The sequence below is a fragment of the Nitritalea sp. genome (assembly GCF_054166705.1).
The window spans coordinates 18,255-37,201 of sequence record NZ_JBSZCV010000019.1 but is presented as its reverse complement, the minus strand read 5'-3'; the positions used below and the strand labels follow the sequence as shown (position 1 = coordinate 37,201).

Annotated in this window: 14 protein-coding genes; 3 read left to right on the top strand and 11 right to left on the bottom strand. The window is 49.6% G+C overall.

Annotated features, from left to right (window positions below; genetic code table 11):
• Window position 1: 1 nt before the first annotated feature.
• The 6 genes from leuC to ilvD are packed head-to-tail and all read right to left on the bottom strand — an operon-like array spanning window position 2 to window position 7,882.
• Window positions 2–1,402, bottom strand: coding sequence for a 3-isopropylmalate dehydratase large subunit (gene leuC, locus ACXIT9_RS13280; RefSeq protein WP_458056727.1), 1,401 nt, complete (start codon window positions 1,400–1,402; stop codon window positions 2–4).
• Between the two features lies 1 nt (window position 1,403).
• Complete coding sequence (locus ACXIT9_RS13275; RefSeq protein WP_458056772.1) at window positions 1,404–2,918, bottom strand: 2-isopropylmalate synthase; 1,515 nt, start codon at window positions 2,916–2,918, stop codon at window positions 1,404–1,406.
• Window positions 2,918–3,964 carry a ketol-acid reductoisomerase gene (ilvC, locus tag ACXIT9_RS13270; protein WP_458056726.1) on the bottom strand — a complete coding sequence of 349 codons (1,047 nt, stop codon included), beginning with the start codon at window positions 3,962–3,964 and terminating at the stop codon, window positions 2,918–2,920. The genes ACXIT9_RS13275 and ilvC overlap by 1 nt, the downstream gene beginning before the upstream one ends.
• Before the next feature lie 26 nt (window positions 3,965–3,990).
• Window positions 3,991–4,488, bottom strand: coding sequence for an acetolactate synthase small subunit (gene ilvN, locus ACXIT9_RS13265; RefSeq protein WP_458056725.1), 498 nt, complete (start codon window positions 4,486–4,488; stop codon window positions 3,991–3,993).
• Between the two features lie 10 nt (window positions 4,489–4,498).
• Window positions 4,499–6,181, bottom strand: coding sequence for a biosynthetic-type acetolactate synthase large subunit (gene ilvB, locus ACXIT9_RS13260; protein WP_458056724.1), 1,683 nt, complete (start codon window positions 6,179–6,181; stop codon window positions 4,499–4,501).
• 18 nt (window positions 6,182–6,199) lie between these two features.
• Window positions 6,200–7,882 (bottom strand): dihydroxy-acid dehydratase, encoded by a 1,683-nt coding sequence (ilvD, locus tag ACXIT9_RS13255; protein WP_458056723.1) that lies wholly within the window; start codon window positions 7,880–7,882, stop codon window positions 6,200–6,202.
• Window positions 7,883–8,435: 553 nt separating this feature from the next.
• Between ilvD and ispE the strand changes: the two genes are divergently transcribed.
• A complete protein-coding gene (gene ispE, locus ACXIT9_RS13250; RefSeq protein WP_458056722.1) occupies window positions 8,436–9,248 on the top strand; it encodes a 4-(cytidine 5'-diphospho)-2-C-methyl-D-erythritol kinase in 813 nt (270 codons plus the stop codon).
• A 96-nt stretch (window positions 9,249–9,344) separates the two neighbouring features.
• Here the strand turns inward: ispE and ACXIT9_RS13245 are convergent, their stop codons facing one another.
• The 5 genes from ACXIT9_RS13245 to tgt form a co-directional block, all read right to left on the bottom strand.
• Window positions 9,345–9,803 carry a hypothetical protein gene (locus tag ACXIT9_RS13245; protein ID WP_458056721.1) on the bottom strand — a complete coding sequence of 153 codons (459 nt, stop codon included), beginning with the start codon at window positions 9,801–9,803 and terminating at the stop codon, window positions 9,345–9,347.
• A 6-nt stretch (window positions 9,804–9,809) separates the two neighbouring features.
• Entirely contained in the window at window positions 9,810–11,015 is a 1,206-nt protein-coding gene (locus ACXIT9_RS13240) for a 6-bladed beta-propeller (protein ID WP_458056720.1), read from the bottom strand.
• A gap of 98 nt (window positions 11,016–11,113) precedes the next feature.
• Entirely contained in the window at window positions 11,114–12,061 is a 948-nt protein-coding gene (locus ACXIT9_RS13235; RefSeq protein WP_458056719.1) for a DMT family transporter, read from the bottom strand.
• A complete protein-coding gene (locus ACXIT9_RS13230; protein ID WP_458056718.1) occupies window positions 12,061–13,134 on the bottom strand; it encodes an LptF/LptG family permease in 1,074 nt (357 codons plus the stop codon). Before ACXIT9_RS13230 ends, ACXIT9_RS13235 begins: the two co-directional genes overlap by 1 nt.
• A gap of 3 nt (window positions 13,135–13,137) precedes the next feature.
• Window positions 13,138–14,268, bottom strand: coding sequence for a tRNA guanosine(34) transglycosylase Tgt (gene tgt, locus ACXIT9_RS13225; protein ID WP_458056717.1), 1,131 nt, complete (start codon window positions 14,266–14,268; stop codon window positions 13,138–13,140).
• 383 nt (window positions 14,269–14,651) lie between these two features.
• Between tgt and ACXIT9_RS13220 the strand changes: the two genes are divergently transcribed.
• Together ACXIT9_RS13220 and ACXIT9_RS13215 are read left to right on the top strand one after the other, a co-directional pair.
• A complete protein-coding gene (locus tag ACXIT9_RS13220) occupies window positions 14,652–15,263 on the top strand; it encodes an RNA polymerase sigma factor (RefSeq protein ID WP_040670614.1) in 612 nt (203 codons plus the stop codon).
• A 176-nt stretch (window positions 15,264–15,439) separates the two neighbouring features.
• On the top strand, window positions 15,440–18,883 hold the full coding sequence (locus ACXIT9_RS13215; protein WP_458056716.1) for a pyruvate carboxylase: 3,444 nt from the start codon (window positions 15,440–15,442) through the stop codon (window positions 18,881–18,883).
• Window positions 18,884–18,947: the final 64 nt, after the last annotated feature.

Below are 18,947 nucleotides of genomic sequence, written 5' to 3'. Positions count from 1 at the left end.
GTTAAAATACTTCTCTTGGATCCGCGATTTTGCCGGTGACGGCCACAGCAGCTACCGTCAGTGGGCTAGCCAAAAGGGTGCGGGCACCTGGCCCTTGCCGTCCTTCGAAATTTCGGTTCGAGGTGCTCACCGCATACTTGCCAGCGGGGATTTTATCGTCATTCATTGCCAGACAAGCAGAGCAGCCCGGCTGGCGTAGCTCAAAGCCTGCTTCTTCTAAGATGGCGACCAGGCCTTCCTGCTGCGCCTGCTTTTCCACCTCCCGAGAGCCGGGAACGATCCAAGCGGTGATGTTGGGAGCCTTTTGTTTGCCTTTCACAAACTGCGCCACTGCACGGATATCTTCGATGCGTCCATTTGTGCAGCTGCCCACAAAGACAAAGTCCACTTCACGCCCTTTAATCGGCTGGCCTGCTTCGAAGCCCATATACTGGAGGGACTTGATGTATGAGGTCTGCTCGCTACCGCTGAAGCGGGAGATTTCCGGTACGGAGGCTCCGATTTTGATGCCCATGCCTGGGTTTGTCCCATAGGTAATCATAGGTTCTATATCCGTGGCATCGAAAACGTATTCCTTATCGAAGACCGCACCCTCATCCGTACGCAGCGCGAGCCACTCCGCTTTGGCCTGCTCCCAGGCCTCCCCTTTAGGGGCATAGGGCCTGCCTTCAAGGTAAGTGAAGGTGGTGGCGTCCGGAGCGATAAGTCCACCGCGTGCTCCCATCTCGATACTCATGTTACAGATGGTCATCCGCGCTTCCATGCTGAGGCTTTCGATCGCCGATCCGGCATACTCAATAAAATAGCCTGTGCCGCCACTAGCAGAAATCTGCGCGATGATGTAGAGAATAATGTCTTTTGCACTTACTCCGGGCCCTACTTCCCCCTCCACGCGGATGCGCATCTTTTTCGCTTTCGTCTGCATGATGCACTGCGTGGCCAGCACCATCTCGACCTCAGAGGTGCCGATTCCGAAGGCGATCGCTCCGAAGGCGCCATGGGTAGAAGTGTGGCTATCGCCACAAACGATGGTCATCCCCGGCTGGGTCACGCCCAGCTCCGGGCCGATCACATGGACGATACCATGGTGATCACTTCCTAAATCGTGAAGCTCGATACCATACTTGCGGCAGTTTTCGCGGAGCTTTTCCACCTGCATACGTGAAAGGGCATCCTTGATGGTTTTATCTTGATCCACGGTAGGGACATTATGATCCGGCGTAGCAATGGTGCGCTCCGGATACATAACTGGAATCCCACGCTTCTCCAAGTTGAGAAAAGCAACAGGACTGGTCACCTCATGGATAAAATGTTTATCGATGAAGAAGACATCCGGACCGCCCGGGACACTGCGGATGACATGTGCATCCCATATTTTATCAAATAATGTTTTCGCTGCCATATTACTTAGTGGCCATAGCCTTTTCTTTAACAGGTATTTTATTTAGCGCGTCTACGAAGGCTTGTGCAGAGGCACGAACGATGTCCGTATCCGAAGCAAAGCCATAATAGGGAACCTTGCCTTTCATCAGCCGCATGTGTACTTTCGCCTGATCATCACTGCCTGCTGTAATGGCCTGAATCAGGAATTCTTCCAAAACTATCTGCGGTGTTACGATACTTTCTATCGCCTTCAGCGCTGCATCCACGGGGCCATTTCCAGTGGCACTCGCCTGCTTGAGCTCTTCGCCCACGCGTAAGGACACGCTCGCTTGGATGTGTCCGTTCGAGCTGTACTCCAGTTTTTCAAGTGTAAGGAGGTGTGACTCATCCATGTACTTGCCCACAAGCCCCATCAGGTCTTTCGGGCCTATGTCTCGCTTTTTATCCGCTAGCAGCAGGAAGTCCTCATACACCAGGCGCAGCTCCTCCCCTTCTAATGGCACACCCAGTGCATCGAGATGATGCTTGAGCGCCGCACGACCACTGCGTGCCGTCAGCACGATGGACGACTCATGCACACCCACAGACTGCGGGTCGATGATTTCGTAGTTTTCACGGTGCTTTAACACCCCGTCTTGGTGGATGCCTGAGCTATGCGCAAAGGCATTTCTTCCCACAATAGCCTTATTCGGCTGGACAGGCATGTTCATTAGTTTAGACACCAACCTGCTGGTCTCGTAAATTTTAGGGGTATGAATGGCTGTTTTTACAGGAATAGCATGGTGACACTGAATGGCCATCACCACCTCTTCCATAGACGTATTTCCGGCGCGCTCGCCGATCCCATTAATGGTCACCTCCACCTGCCTGGCACCCTGCTGCACCCCTGAAATAGTATTGGCCGTGGCCATACCTAGATCATTATGACAGTGGGTAGCGATGATGGCCTTGTCAATATTCGGTACCTCATCTTTCAAATGCCGGATAATGGCTCCATACTGCTCAGGCAAGCAGTAGCCTGTCGTATCTGGAATGTTGACGACGGTGGCGCCTGCCCGGATGGCTTGTTCCACGATCCGAGCGAGAAACTCCTTATCGGCACGCCCTGCATCTTCGGCATAAAATTCTACATCCTCGACAAAACGCTTAGCGAACTTTACAGCCTGCACCGCACGCTCGATGATCGCCTCCGGCGTAGAGCGTAATTTATACTGAATATGGTAAGGAGAGACACCGATTCCCGTGTGTATTCTACCCTTCTTTGCATAGCGAAGTGCCTCAGCCGCTACCTCTATGTCCTTCTCTACAGCCCGGGAGAGTGCACAAATAATCGGTTCGCTTACGGCCTTCGAAATCTCGACGACCGAATTAAAATCTCCCGGGCTGGAAATCGGAAAGCCCGCTTCTATAATGTCCACTCCCAGTGCTTCCAGGGCGCGTGCCACCACGATCTTCTCAGCTGTATTCAGCTGACAACCGGGCACCTGCTCCCCATCACGCAGGGTCGTATCGAAAATCCATAGCTTATTACTCATCATCCGTTATTTTCAGGTCTTAATTGGCGGACGGTAGCCCCAGCCTGCCACATTTCAGATTCTCTTAACTCCTTTAGCTCCTCTTCCAACTTGGCACGATAATCCGATTTACTGTTGGAATCAATCGACTTCTGCGCCTCCTGACCCGTTTTTACGCTTTCATAAAGCGACTCAAAAACCGGCTTGGTGGCATCCCGAAAAGGCTTCCACCAGTCCAGCGCTCCGCGCTGTGCAGTAGTGGAGCAGTTGGCATACATCCAGTCCATTCCATTTTCTGCCACCAGCGGCATTAAGCTTTGCGTCAGCTCCTCCACCGTTTCATTAAAGGCCTCGGAAGGGCTATGCCCATTCGCTCGGAGCACCTCATACTGGGCCGCGAAGATCCCTTGGATGGCTCCCATCAGCGTGCCGCGCTCCCCGGTAAGGTCCGAGGTTACCTCCTTATAAAAATCCGTTTCGAACAGGTAGCCCGACCCCACGCCGATGCCTAGCGCGATCACACGCTCCCGAGCGCGGCCCGTGGCATCCTGATAAATCGCAAAAGAAGAATTCAGCCCACGGCCTTCCACAAACATCCTTCTAAGTGAAGTTCCGGACCCTTTCGGCGCCACTAAAATCACATCCACATCCGCGGGAGGAATGATGCCTGTCTTTTCTTTATAGGTCACGCCGAAGCCATGCGAAAAGTAAAGTGCCTTCCCTGGCGTCAGATGCTTCTTCACCGTCGGCCAAAGCGCTATCTGCCCAGCGTCCGAAAGCAAAAACTGTAGAATAGTCCCCTTCTCACAGGCTTCCTCCAGCTCGAAAAGTGTCTCTCCTGGCACCCAGCCATCGGCTACGGCCTTGTCCCACGTCTTAGAATCCTTCCGCTGCCCCACGATGACATTAAAGCCATTGTCTTTTAGGTTCAGCGCCTGCCCCGGCCCCTGTACGCCATAGCCTAAAACAGCGATGACCTCATCTTTTAATACCTCTTGGGCTTGTGCTAAAGGAAATTCTTCACGTGTTACCACGTTCTCTTCTACTGATCCGAACGTTAATTTCATACGATATTAGGTTTTATGGTTTGATGTTATAAATAGGCATTAATAGTTTCCATCGGCTTCGCCACTGCCACACGCCCGGAGCGGGCAAACTCTAAAATTTCATAGGCTTTTAGTAGCTCCAGCAGCTGCTGGGTCTCTTCCTTATGGCCTGTGAATTCCAGAACCACGAATTCCGGCTCCGCCGCTATAATGTGGGCATTAAACTGCCGAATCACACTTTCTAGGCCAGCATCCAAGCAGCGCGTCGGGATCTTATACAGGGCGATTTCCTGGTAGACGACCTCTTCATCCACATAATAAAAGGCTTTTACCACATCGATGATCTTCTCAATCTGCTTGGTGAGGTGCACGATTTTTTCCTCCGTAGTCGTCACCTCTATCGTGATTTTGTGGATGCCATCCTGCCGACTTTCGGAGGCCGTGAGCGCATCGATGTTAATTCCCCTACGGGTGAAAATTATGGTGATGCGATTTAATATTCCGATAAAATTTTCTGTAAAAACAGAAATAGTATAACGTTTCATACAAGCGGGTTTAGCACAATCTAACTTCATCTACAGCACAGCCCGTGGCGATCATCGGGAAGACATTATCTTCCTTCTCCACGACGACCTCTAAGAAGGAAGGGCCTTCTTCGAAAAGCATCTCTGCCACCGCTTCACGCAGCCCCTCCCGTGTCGTCACCTTGCGGGCTTTAATGGCGTAGGCCTCCACGATCTTGATAAAATCCGGATTCTCTAACTCCGTAAAAGAGTAGCGCTTGTCAAAAAACAACTGCTGCCACTGCCGCACCATTCCGAGATAATTGTTATTTAACAGCACCATCTTCACAGGTGCCTTCGTCTGCATGATCGTGCCTAACTCCTGAATGGTCATCTGAATGCCACCATCTCCCATCACACAAATCACCTGACGCTGAAAGTCATGTAGCTGTGCGCCTAGGGCGGCCGGCAGGCCAAAGCCCATGGTTCCTAAGCCCCCAGAGGTGATATTCGTTCTCCCCTGCAGGAATTTAAAATACCTCCAAGCGATCATCTGATGCTGCCCCACATCGGTCACCAGCACCGCATCATCGGTTTTAAAAGCATTAATATGGTGCATCACCTCGCCCATGGTCAAGCCCGGCTTGCAGGGCTCCAAGTCACCACACACGACCTGCTGGTACTCTTGCGCCTCCAAGGCGCGAAACTCCGCCAACCACTCCGGATGGGCATTAGGTTTCACTGCTGCTGTGAGGGCAGCCAGGCTCAACTTACAATCTCCCTGAATGGCGACAGTGGTTTTTACATTTTTATCGATTTCGGCAGGATCCAGCTCCAAATGGATGACCTTCGCCTGCCGTGCATAGCGCTTTAAATCGCCCGTCACGCGGTCGTCGAAGCGCATCCCCACCGCGATCAAGACATCGCATTTATTGGTGAGCAAGTTCGGCGCATAGTTGCCATGCATCCCTAATTTGCCCACATAGCAGGGGTGATCTTCCGATAAGGAGCCCGTCCCGAGAAGCGTGGCCGCCGAAGGGATGCCCGTTTTTTCTACGAAAGCGCGCAACTCATCCTCTGCCTCACCGATAGATACCCCTTGGCCAAATAGCAAGTAAGGGCGCTCAGCTGCATCGATTAAGGCCGCGGCTTCTGCCACACGCTCCGTGCTAATGGGTACATAAGGCCGATAACTCCGAATATAGGAGCACTGCTCGTAGTGCATTTCTGCTAGCTCGATTTGCGCATTTTTCGTGATATCGATGAGTACGGGACCAGGTCGGCCGCTGCGCGCAATATGAAAGCCCTTCGCGATCGCTGGAGCGATATCTGCCGCATGGCGTACCTGATAGTTCCACTTCGTCCCCGGCATGGAAATCCCCACGACGTCGGTTTCTTGGAAGGCGTCGGAACCCAGCAAGTGGGCAGCCACCTGCCCAGTGATACAGACTAAGGGCGTGCTATCGATTAAAGCATCCGCCAGCCCAGTGATCAAATTCGTGGCGCCAGGCCCGGAAGTAGCCAGCGCTACGCCTACTTTTCCCGAAACCCGCGCATAACCCTGAGCGGCGTGAATGGCTCCCTGCTCATGCCGTGTCAGTACATGCTTGATGCGCTCATGATAGTCGTATAAAGCATCATAAACGGGCATAATAGCCCCTCCGGGGTAGCCGAATATGTACTCCACCTGCTCGGCTATCAGCGACTGAACGATGATATCTGCTCCTCTGATCATAAAATTAGGGGTTAAAGATTAGTCTTGATCTGTCACACAACCCTCTGATGCTGTGCCAACTAATCGATTGTATTTTTTCAGTGTCCCCTGTAAGCCCTGTGGCTGTCGGGGAGTCCATGTCTTTTTCCTTTGCGCCAGCTCCTCCTCACTCAAGGCGACAGAAAGCGAGAGCCCTTCCGAAGCGATCGTGATGAGATCCCCATCTTGCAGCAGCCCGATCGGCCCACCCAGATAGGCTTCCGGTGTCACATGCCCCACCACAAACCCATGGGTACCTCCAGAAAAGCGCCCATCCGTAATCAAGGCCACATCTGCCCCCAAGCCGGCGCCAATGATCATGCTAGTGGGCTTTAACATTTCCGGCATGCCTGGCCCGCCTTTTGGTCCTACATAGCGAATGACGACGACATCACCTGCCTGCACCTGCTTATCACGAATGGCCGCATTCGCCTCTGCCTCAGAATCATATACCTTCGCAGGCCCTTGAAAGGACTTGCCCTCTTTGCCGGAGATTTTAGCGACAGCTCCATCTGGAGCTAAATTCCCCTTTAAAATACAGAGGTGTCCTGTAGGCTTCAGGGGCTGCGTTAAAGGGCGAATGGCATTTACCGTAGCAGGCACGATCGGACTGATATCGGCTAGGTTTTCAGCCAGTGTTTTACCCGTGACCGTCAGACAATCACCATGTAAAAGGCCCTCGTCCAACAGGTAGCGCATAAAGGCAGGTAAGCCCCCCTGCTCATGGAGATCTTCCATTAAAAACTGTCCACTCGGTTTGAAATCGCCGATGACAGGCGTCTCTTCATTTATCCGTCGAAAATCCTCTAACGTAAAGGGAATGCCAGCTGTACGGGCGATGGCCAGGAGGTGCAGCACCGCGTTCGTGCTCCCACCTAAAAGTACCACCACGCGAACGGCGTTTTCCAGGCTCTTCCGCGTCACGATATGGGAAGGGCGAATGTCTGCTGCGAGCAGGCGTTTGATGGCTGCCGCAGCCTCCGCGCATTCCGCCTGCTTCTCTGGAGACAGTGCAGGATTCGTACTGCTATAAGGTAGGGACATGCCCATCGCCTCAGCGGCAGAACTCATGGTATTCGCGGTGTACATACCGCCGCAAGCGCCCGCCCCAGGGCAGGCATTTCGGATCACGCCATCGTAGTCCTCCTCCGAGATCTCGCCCTTTAGACGCTTGCCAAAGGCCTCGAAGGCAGAAACGATATTTAGCTTTTCCCCTTTATAGAGACCTGAGGCGATCGTGCCCCCATACACCATGATGCCCGGACGGTCCGTGCGGAGCATGCCCATGATGGCGCCCGGCATGTTTTTATCGCAGCCTGCCACCGTGATGGAAGCATCGAAAGAATGTCCACAGATAAAAGACTCTACCGAGTCGGCGATGATTTCGCGAGAAACCAATGAATAGCGCATCCCTAAGGTACCCATAGAAGTACCATCCGAGATGCCGATGGTAGTAAAAACAAGACCTGTCAACCCTTCCTTCCGTGTCGCTTCACGAATCGAGGCTGCCAGGTCGTTAAGATGCATGTTACAGGGATTACTCTCATAACCGCAGCTTCCTACACCCACAAAGGGCTGGTTCATCTGCTTGTCACTCATGCCAGTGGCATATAACATGGCTTTGCCAGCTGGATGCTCGGGATTCTGACTGATCTCCCAACTATGTCGTTTCATGTCCTTCATGTGATGTATTTACTCCTGAAATCGGTATAAAAAAAGTGCCCCTGTGTAGGAGGCACTTCCCGATTTATAGTTGTTAGATAGGTAAAACAGTGCCTCAGTTCATTTTACTAATGAGCAGTAGAAGAATAAAGAGGACGCTGATTACGTGGTACATGTGTTGTTTCTGTTGTAATGGTAACACAAACATAAGGGGTTAATTCGAATTTTCACAAACATTTATTTCATTTTTTAATAGATTAATAATTTATTCACATTGCTAAAAAGCATTTATGCCAAATTATATTCACTAACGATAAATTTTATAAGACTTTATTCTTGAATCCCGTAAAAAAACCCCAGCAGAACCAAACAATGTTTCGATTGTATAGTTGCTAAAAAAATATGGATACCATTGCGATTTTGAAAATATATAATAAAGTTTAACGAATTTTCGTTAACCCTCGCCTTCATTTTCTTCGGATGCCATTCACAAACAAAGAAGCGCCGCCTACGCACATAAAAGACATTTTCAAGCAGACCATGCCCTTTTTCCCTATCTTTACCCGAAAAAAAAATGCTTGCCTTTCCTAACGCAAAAATCAATCTAGGACTTTCCATTACAGCGAAACGCCCCGACGGCTATCATGAAATCGAAACCTGCATGGTACCCATCGCCCTACAGGATGCACTGGAAATCATCGAAAGCAAGCAGCAGCGCTTCTTTGCCCACGGCATCCCCATTCCGGGAGAGGAAAAAGACAATTTAATCCTAAAAGCCTACCGGCTACTTAAAAAAGATTTCCCCTCCCTTCCCGAGGTAGAAATCCACCTGCTAAAAAAAATCCCGATGGGCGCAGGACTTGGCGGTGGCTCTGCGGACGCGGCATTCGCACTGACCTTAATGAGCAAGCTGTTCAACTTACACCTGGAGGACTTCCTGTTGGAAGAATATGCAGCCAAATTAGGGAGTGACTGTCCGTTTTTCGTTCAGAACACGCCGAAAATCGCTACGGGCAGAGGGGAAATCCTAAATCCCATACAGCTACCTCCACAGGAAGGCCACCTGGTACTGGTCTATCCGCAGGTGCACGTCAGTACCCGCGAAGCATACGCTGGTATTCGTCCGAAAAAGCCGGCATGCGTACTCCGAGAGGTGCTGGCAAAGCCAGAATGCTGGAAAGAACAACTTATAAACGATTTCGAGCAGGGAATCTTCGCGCTGCATCCTGAGCTTGCGCACATAAAAGAATCCCTCTACCAGGCAGGCGCTTGGTATGCCGCCATGTCCGGTTCTGGCTCCACCCTATTCGGGATTTTCAAACACAGCCCCCCTCCTATGGACTGGCCCACGCAGTATCAGGTGTTTACCTTGCCTTGGAAGTGGTAAGAGCAGGTAATAGGCCTCTTTTAGCGTTTGCCCTCCGGGCAAAGGGGAAGTCAGATGCCCCCAAACGTTCCTCAATAACTGCTTAAACAAACTATTTTACTTGTGCTTCAACAGCTTGGCGATAGACCTACGCTTTAAAAAATTATCGTCTAGAACATGTAAATCATACATTCTTAGTCCATCTAATCGAAATAAGAAAGGTGTTGGCAAGGCTACGGCTTTGGAATGCACATTAAATACATCATTCTGTAATTGATATGCTTTTTTAAATGCATTCAAGTGTCGCTCGTCTTCGAAGTTCATTATTACATGCACGGCGGTATTTTCTCTGACTGTCGAAAGTATCTCTAGTTTACACGTTTGGCAGGTCAAGGCATCATCAAAATAGAGGTACCACACCTCTTTTGAATTTTCAGAAACGTTTACATCTATTTGCTCATAATAACTCGCAAACCAAGAGTAAATTTTCTGCGTGTAGGCTGCATCATTTTGCGGACCACGTTCACATGAGATCAGCAGCAACACGAAAATAAAGTAAAGAACTGAAATTCGCATCGTATATTAAAGGGTTAGGGTTAAAAAGGTGATGATGCCACTTGATCCAGAGTGGACTTCCTTAGCCAATTCATAAAAAACGTTATGTTGACTTCTAAATTCTAAAGAATCGCTCGTGTAAAAATACGTTTTCAATAAATCATCTACCATCTCCGAAGGTATCACTTTAATGATATGATCCTCTTTCATCGCGACAATATCGCCTATGAGTAAGAAATTTTGTGTAAGAGAACGATCAAAGGACTGGGCTTTATTCGTCTCTAGATCGATATAAACCTCTCGTAATTGTGGTATGCCATACCTGAAAAACAAGAACCTATCTGAACAATAGAAATCATGGAGACCTAGGGTCAGTCCATTTTCAAGAGCATACGCTAAGGATTTATCGAATTTGGAATTACGCTTTGAGTATTTAAATGCATCCGGAAGCCGATACTTCCCAAAATCAATCGCGTATTTTGCTTGGAGTTTTTGGTCTTCCATCTTAACTTCATAAATGGTATCATTAAAGAGCTCACTAAAAAAAACCTGCTCACCGTTTCGTGAAAAGGACATCTCTCCTTTATAATCATAATTTTTCAATCTATCATTGATCTGCAAATCACTTTTTAAAGTTGAAAAATCACTACCCAAAAACGAGACATTATGACAGCCATTTAAATTTCCACAGTGATTTGCGTGCATGCCGATATAGTGGGCATCCACTTTTTCAAAGGTATCTAAATAGGTGCTCCTATCCAGTGGGACTGTATGCATAAACGTACCAGTATCTGTAGCATACCTAAGTATTTTCTTTCCACCAAAGTCTAAAATAGCTAATGTCTTCGAATTCGGCGTTACCGTGAAATCACGGATCTCCCGGTATTCCTTAGGACCTTCGCCAAGACTTGCTATTTTAAACAGAAATTCGCCCTCTTCTGTAAATACAAAAAGGGAATGCGTCATCGTCTTATCTAAAATATAGATGCGCCCATCTACTAGGGCTACCTTATCATAACTCCCAATAAAAATATCCTCTCCACCTTCAAGCCGGATTACTTTTTTTACTTCTAATAAACTATCTAAAACGTATCCTTTCTGAAAGGGAATCTCATCCACCTGGATAAGCACTTCCTCCCCAGTCAGATTCTGATAGCTGAGAAACGAGTTCTTGGTTTCACATGCAAAGGCGAGCAGTATAAAAAAGGCAAAAATGCTAAAATTTTTCATCATCTGTTGTATAGAAGTAACGTATAAAAACCCCACTCGAGGATAACCCCAATTCCCGAAGAACACAGCCCCGCCCACCCCAAGACTAAGGGGAAGCGCCTTTATGCGCGAGGATATAGCTTAGCTGCTGAAGCAGCACGCCGCGCTTGACGCTTGCGGTAAAGAAATTGGAATAAGGGATACAGCAGCACGGAAATCAGAATTATTAGAGTTCCCAAGTAAAAGCCTGGGGTCATCTGCTCCTTCTCTCCGAAGATTAAAACAGCTAAGACAATTCCATAAACAGGCTCTAAATTGATCGTCAAATTCACTGCAAAGGCGGTAATTCTTCGCATCAGCTCCACCGAAACGGCAAAAGCATACACCGTACAGACGCCCCCCAAAAGGAACAACCAAAGCCAATCCAGTCCCTGAGGCAGCAGCTGAAGTCCCTCTTCCGCGAAGTACATGCTATAAATCGGCATACACAGGAGCGTAAACAAGCAGGCTCCCAGCATCTCGTAAAACGTCAGCGTGTACGGCTCATGCTTTTTCGTCAATTTACTGTTGATCACCGAAAAAACAGCCCCCAAGAAAGCCGAAGCGATGGCCATGCTCAGCCCCAACCAATAGCCCCCTTCAAAGCGGAAAATCACATACAGCCCCGAAATCACGAGCAGCCCGAGCAGCACCTCGTACCATTTTACCTTCGTTTTATACGCGAAGGGTTCGATAAATGCCGTCCAGAGAGAGGTCGTCGCCATTCCCGCCAGGCAGACCGAGGCGGTAGAGGCTCTAGCCGCACCGAAAAAAAGCACCCAGTGAAGCCCGATCAGCATGCCCGTTCCCATAATACGTATCAGGGAGGCGCGAGAAAGTCGTAGGCTTTGGCTCCGCCAAAGAAAAAACCCACCGATAACCACAACCGCCAGCAGCGTGCGGTAAAAGACGATTTCTAGGGCGGGGAGGCTAATCAACAAGCCTAAGATGGCCGTAAATCCCCAGATGAGCACGATAAAGTGCAGCATGGCATAATCTTTCAAGCCAGCAGAAAGCGGTGTAGTGGACATTAACGTGGAACTGTTTTGTATAGCGCCAGACCGGTGACAGCAAAGACAATATTCGGCAGCCAAACGGCTAAGACCGGATAAGAAGTCCCTGCCTCGGCGAAGGTCTTAGAGAGCAGAAAGAGGATGATGTAGATAAAGGCCAAAAAGAAACCTAGCGCGATCTGGAAGCCAGAGCCTCCTCGGGTCTTCTTCGAGGACACGATCACACCGATAAAGGTCAGTATGATCGCCGCAAAAGGAGACATGTACCGCACATAGCGCTCTATTTTGTAATAGTTGACATTATCCGCGCCCCGTTCTTCCAAGATTTTTATCTGCTTGGAAAGTTCAGGCGTCTTCAGCATTTCGTGGTGATTCAGTGGCAGGTCGAAGTCATACGGTGTAATGGAAAGCGCGGTGTCCAAGGATTCCCCCACCTCATAGCGCTCCCCCCAGTCCTCCAGCGAACGGATGCGGTAATTTTTTACCGACCAGACGCGCTTCGCTGTATCCCACACGATGCGATCCGAAGAAAGCTTGGCATGTAGAATCCTGTCTTCGATATGCTCTAAGGTAAAGCTGTAGCCCGTATTGCTGCTGGTATAGTAGCGAGAAATAAAAGCATAGTGATGGGGTGCCACCTTCACGTGTATATTCGACTCATTGTAATACTTGTCATCGTCCAGGTAGCGCGCCTTGAAGCTAGTCACCCCTTCCGTGGCTACAGGAAGTACCCAGCCATTGAGAAAAAAACTCGCAGTGCCGATAAGCGCTGCACTGAAAAAGAAGGGCACAAGCATACGGACGAAGCTGGTACCACTACTTAGGATGGCGATGATTTCCGTTCGCCCGGCCATCCGTGAGGTGATGAAAATCACGGAAATAAATACCGTAATCGGCGTGAGGAGGTTATTCAAATATAGGCCATAGTTCAGCAGGTACTTGATGATCTCCCCAGAGGGCACCTCATTTCGGATAAACGCATCGTTTTTCTCGGTGAAGTCCAGTACGAGGACCACCAGAACCAGCAGAAAGACCACGAAGAGGTAGGTCTTCAAGAAGTCTTTAATGATGAGTTTATCAAGTAATTTCATAGCTTACAATCTTCGGCTAACCACTTCTACCATGCGATTTTTCCAGCTGGCAAAGGTCCCCGCCTGAATTTGCGCCCGCGCCTCACCCACTAGCCACAGGTAGAAGCTCAGGTTATGGATGCTCGCGATCTGTGCGGCCAGAATCTCCTTTGAAATCACCAGATGGCGGAGATAGGCCTTGGAATAAAACTGACTCACATAGGAAGGGAAGCCACTATCTATAGGTGAGAAGTCCGACTTCCACTTTTCGTTTCGAATATTGATGATTCCTTCCGTGGTAAAGAGCATGCCGTTACGCGCATTACGCGTGGGCATCACACAGTCGAACATATCTACGCCGAGTGCGATATTTTCGAGTATATTTGCAGGGGTCCCCACGCCCATGAGATAACGTGGTTTATCGCGTGGCAGTATGCGATTCACATGGTCGGTCATCTCATACATCATCTCTGCCGGCTCCCCCACCGAGAGCCCCCCGATGGCATTGCCCTCGCGCTCACAGGAGGCGATAAACTCGGCAGACTGGGCTCGTAAATCTTTATAGGTAGAGCCCTGAACGATCGGAAAAAGACTTTGGGCGTAGCCATAGTGCGGCTCCGTCTGGTCCACACGCTCGATGCAGCGCTTCAGCCAGCGATGGGTCAGATGCATGGACTGCTCCGCATACTCATAAGTAGAGGGATAGGGAGGACATTCGTCAAAGGCCATGATGATATCCGCGCCGATGGTACGCTCGATGTCCATCACCCCTTCCGGAGTGAACAGGTGCTTGGAGCCATCGATGTGAGACTTAAAGGTCACACCCTCCTCGGTAATCTTGCGGCTTTGCGCCAGCGAAAAGACCTGATAACCGCCACTATCGGTAAGGATGGGCTTCGACCAACCATTAAAACGGTGCAAGCCCCCGGCCTGACGAAGCACCTCCAGTCCGGGCCGCAAATACAGATGATAGGTGTTGCCGAGAATGATTTGGGCCTGAATATCAGCCTCCAGCTCGCGGGTATGTACTGCTTTCACCGTCCCGGCAGTGCCCACCGGCATAAAAATAGGGGTAAGGATCTCTCCATGGTCGGTCTGGAGGCGACCAGCACGTGCTTGGCTTTTCGGATCTTCGTGTTCTAAGGTAAATTTCATCTCGGACTTTCCTACTGTAAAGAAGTGCACAAAAATAGGCTTTATTCATGAGCTTTCACATAGGCCTATGGCCATTCGCGGTCAAGACCCAGAAATTAGCAAGCAGATCGCCTGATAAATGGTCCCCAGCTCCCTTTCTCCTGTAAGACAAGAAGAATAGATTAAATAAGAAACTATGCAGGGCTAAAAAAATAGTGTATTTTTGCTACTCGACTTGCATGCTTTCCGGGAGGTGTTCTTTTTTTCGCAATTTAAGTTAAGGAGAAAACCTTCTTGAACCAATTTAGGTAAAAAGAAGTAGTGTAATTGGTTCTAACCTAATTTTAGCTGCTTGTATGATGGAACATGAGCTGGTGAGGCTTCAAGCCGAGAACGAAACAACTATGGATGTAAACGAGCGAAATTTTTCGAACAAGGCTTTAGAGGATTTTGACCTTATCGACCAGGCGGTGAGCGGCAAAGACCAGCAGGCGTATGCGACCTTGATGAAACGCTATAAAAAGGCTGTTTTTTTTATGGTGCTAAAAATGATTCGTGATGCGGATGATGCGGAAGATTTGACCATGGAGGCTTTCGCCAAAGCGTTTAAAAATCTGCATAAGTTTAAAAAGGACTACACCTTCAGCACCTGGCTCTTCCGAATCGCCACGAATAATACCATCGACTTTATCCGAAAAAAGAAGTTGAAGACCATGAGCCTTAACACCACGCTCAGCGATGATGGCGGGAATAGTGTGACCATCGATGTGGAAGATGATGATAATAATCCCCAGGATGAGTTTATCCGTTCCCAGCGTATCGAGATGGTGCGCATCTTCGTGGATAAGCTCCCCGCCAAATACCGAAAATTGGTCAAGCTGCGGTATTTCGATGAACTGTCCTATGAAGAAATTGCTGTGGAATTAGAAAAACCCCTCGGAACGGTGAAAGCACAGCTCCATCGCTCACGAGAGCTGCTGCTGGAGATTGCTAGAGAAAAGAAAAAACATATCTAAGCCTGCGAAAAACAAAAAAAATCTTTACTTTCGCTAGACTTTCAAACCTTTTTGAGGCACGTCACAAACACGTGCCTCCGTCTTTTTTGTTATCAAACTTGAAATAGGCGGACTTTTTGTGGATATTAGGTGTTGACAAACACTCATTTTATTATAAAATCCATAAAACAACCCAAATGACGGAGAGAAAAATCCAGCGTTTGCTTGTGGCGAACCGTGGGGAAATCGCCATACGCATTTTTCGAGCCGGTTCTGAGCTAAAAATCCGGACCGTAGCCATCTACACCCATGAAGACCGCTACTCTTTACATCGCTATAAGGCGGACGAAGCTTACCAAATCGGTAAAGAACATGACCCCTTAAAACCCTACTTGGATGTAGAAGCCATCATTCAGCTTGCGAAAGATAAAAAGATCGATGCGATCCACCCCGGATATGGCTTTTTATCCGAAAATGTCCGCTTCGCCAGGCGCTGCCGCGAGGAGGGGATACTCTTCGTGGGCCCCTCCCCTGAGGCTATGGAAAAACTGGGCGACAAGGTGGCAGCTAAGAAAATCGCCCGAGAATCAGAGGTCCCCGTTATCGAAGATTCACTCGTCGACCTACAGGATGCGGACTTAGCCCTAGCGGAAGCCGAGCGCATCGGCTTTCCTGTCATGTTAAAAGCTGCCTCCGGTGGTGGCGGTAGAGGCATGCGCGTGGTACGCGAAGCTTCCGAGCTAAAAAAATCCTTTAAAGAGGCCAGTAATGAAGCCCTAAAAGCCTTCGGTGAAGGAACGGTATTTATCGAAAAATTCATCGAAAACCCGAAACATATCGAGGTTCAGGTCTTGGGCGACCAGCACGGAAATATCGTACACCTCTACGAGCGGGACTGCTCCGTGCAGCGCCGCTTCCAAAAAGTAGTGGAAGTGGCTCCCAGCCCAACCCTCTCGCAGGAAACCAAGGATAAACTGTATGCCTACGCCTTAAAAATCGCCCATCATGTGGGCTACTACAATGCGGGAACAGTGGAATTCCTCGTAGATAAAGAGGAAAAGGTTTACTTCATCGAGGTCAATCCACGCATCCAAGTGGAGCATACCATTACCGAAGAAATTACGGGAATCGACATCGTCCGCTCCCAGCTGCTCATCGCACAGGGCCACCCGCTCTCCTTCCCAGGCATCTACCTCAGCAGCCAGGAAGATGTAAAAGTGAATGGCTTCGCGATCCAGTGTCGTGTGACGACAGAAGATCCTACGAACAACTTCCAGCCTGACTTCGGCACTATCATTGCCTACCGAAATGCCGCGGGCATGGGCATTCGCCTCGATGAGGGCAGCTCCTACTCAGGCGTGACCATCTCTCCATTCTTTGACTCTATGCTGGTTAAGGTCTCCAGCTGGGGGAGAACATTGCGCGGAGCCGCAGAGCGCCTAGACCGAGCCCTTTCTGAATTCCGCATCCGCGGAGTAAAAACGAATATTCCCTTCCTCCAAAATGTAGTCAAACACCCCATATTCGTTAAGGGGGAACAGACTGTCTCCTTTATCCAAGACCATCCGGAGCTACTCGAATTTCCAAAAGGAAAAGACCGCGCTACGAAGCTCCTGCGCTACCTTTCGGATGTCATCATTAATGGAAATCCAGACGTAAAAATCATTCAGGAGGATAAAGCCTTTCGCACTCCTGCGGTGCCGGACTTCGATCCGTATAGCCCCTTTCCCAAGGGTACAAAGAACCTGCTGACGGAGCTCGGCCCTGATAGTTTTAGCCACTGGGTGAAGGAGCAGCGCCCCATCTTGTACACCGATACCACCTTTCGGGATGCCCATCAGTCGCTCCTGGCCACCCGCATGCGAACTACCGACATGCTGGCGATCGCGGAAAGCTATGCTCGCCATCATCCAGAACTCTTTTCGGTGGAACTTTGGGGAGGCGCCACCTTCGACGTGTGCATGCGCTTCTTAAAGGAGGACCCCTGGGAGCGCTTGCGCAAATTACGCGCAGCCATGCCTAACATCCTGACACAAATGCTCTTTAGAAGCTCGAATGCCGTAGGCTACACCTCCTACCCGGACAACCTGGTGGAGCGCTTCATCGAGGAGGCGGCAGGAAATGGCATGGATGTTTTCCGCATATTCGACTCCCTTAACTGGACCGAAAACATGGAAATCAGCATCCGCGCCGTACGCGAGCGGACGCAGTCGCTGGCCGAGGCTTGTATATGTTATACCGGGGACATCAGCAACCCAGAAAAAACCAAATTTACGCTGGCCTATTATACGGAAGTGGCGAAAAAGCTGGAAGACATGGGCGCACACATCCTGTGTATAAAGGACATGGCAGGCTTGCTCAAACCCTATGCCGCCGCCGAATTGATCGACACCCTTAAACAGCATGTGCGGCTGCCGATTCACCTCCATACACATGACACCTCCAGCATCCAGAGTGCCACCTACTTAAAGGCGATAGAGGCAGGAGTGGATATCGTAGATGTAGCCATCAGCAGCATGAGCGGCTTGACCTCTCAGCCCAATTTCAACTCCCTGGTGGCCATGATGCAGGGTCATGAGCGGGAACAGAAAATCGACCTAGGCAGTTTGAATCGTTTTGCCAACTACTGGGAAGATGTGCGCGAGCTGTACTATCCGTTCGAAAGTGAATTGAAAGCCGGCACTGCACAGGTGTATGAAAATGAAATTCCCGGTGGGCAGTATTCAAATTTGCGCCCCCAGGCGCGCGGCCTAGGCATCGAGCACAAATTCGAGACGATAAAAGAAAATTACCGCGTCGCTAATACCCTCCTTGGAGACATTGTGAAGGTAACGCCTTCCTCGAAAGTGGTTGGGGATCTGGCGCTGTTTATGACCTCTAATGGCTATACGGCACAGGATCTGCTGAGCCGCGGCGAGTCCATTTCGTTTCCAGATTCGGTCATCAACTTCCTCAAGGGGGACTTGGGCCAACCTTACGGCGGCTTTCCGAGAGACTTCCAAAAAATCGTTTTGAAAGAGGTGCAGCCGTATACACACCGGCCAAATGAGCTGCTGGAACCAATCGATTTTGAAAGCGAACTACCTGCCTTTCAGGAGAAGTTCGGCAAGGAAAAAGATATCTGTGACTTCCTTTCCTACTCGCTTTACCCGAAGGTGTATCAGGACTTTCATCACTTCTGTGAAACGTACGGAAACGTACTTCCCCTGCCGTCTAAGGCTTTCTTTTATGGTATGAAACAGAATGAAGAAATCGTTTTCGAAATTTCTCCGGGTAAAAAAATCATCGTCAAGTACCTGAACACTACCGCACCGGATGCGGAAGGCAAGCGCTACGCATTCTTTAAATTGAATGGTCAGAATCGCCAAATCCAAGTACAGGACCATCAGGTGCTCGTCGAAACGGTGAAACATGAAAAAGTAGCCAAGGAAGGGGATGTAGGCAGCCCTTTGCAGGGCAAACTGACCCAGATCCTCGTCAATCGTGGCGACAAAGTGGAGAAAAACGATCCGCTTTTCCTCATAGAGGCCATGAAAATGGAAAGTACGGTAGTAGCACCTTTTGCCGGTACGATCGAAGAGATCATGCTACGTGAAAATACCATGGTGCAGCAGGATGACCTGGTGCTACGACTGAAATAAACGACCCAAAGTCTGTTTTTTTAGGAATCGGCCATCCAGCTGCTGCAGCTTTACAGCGGTAGGA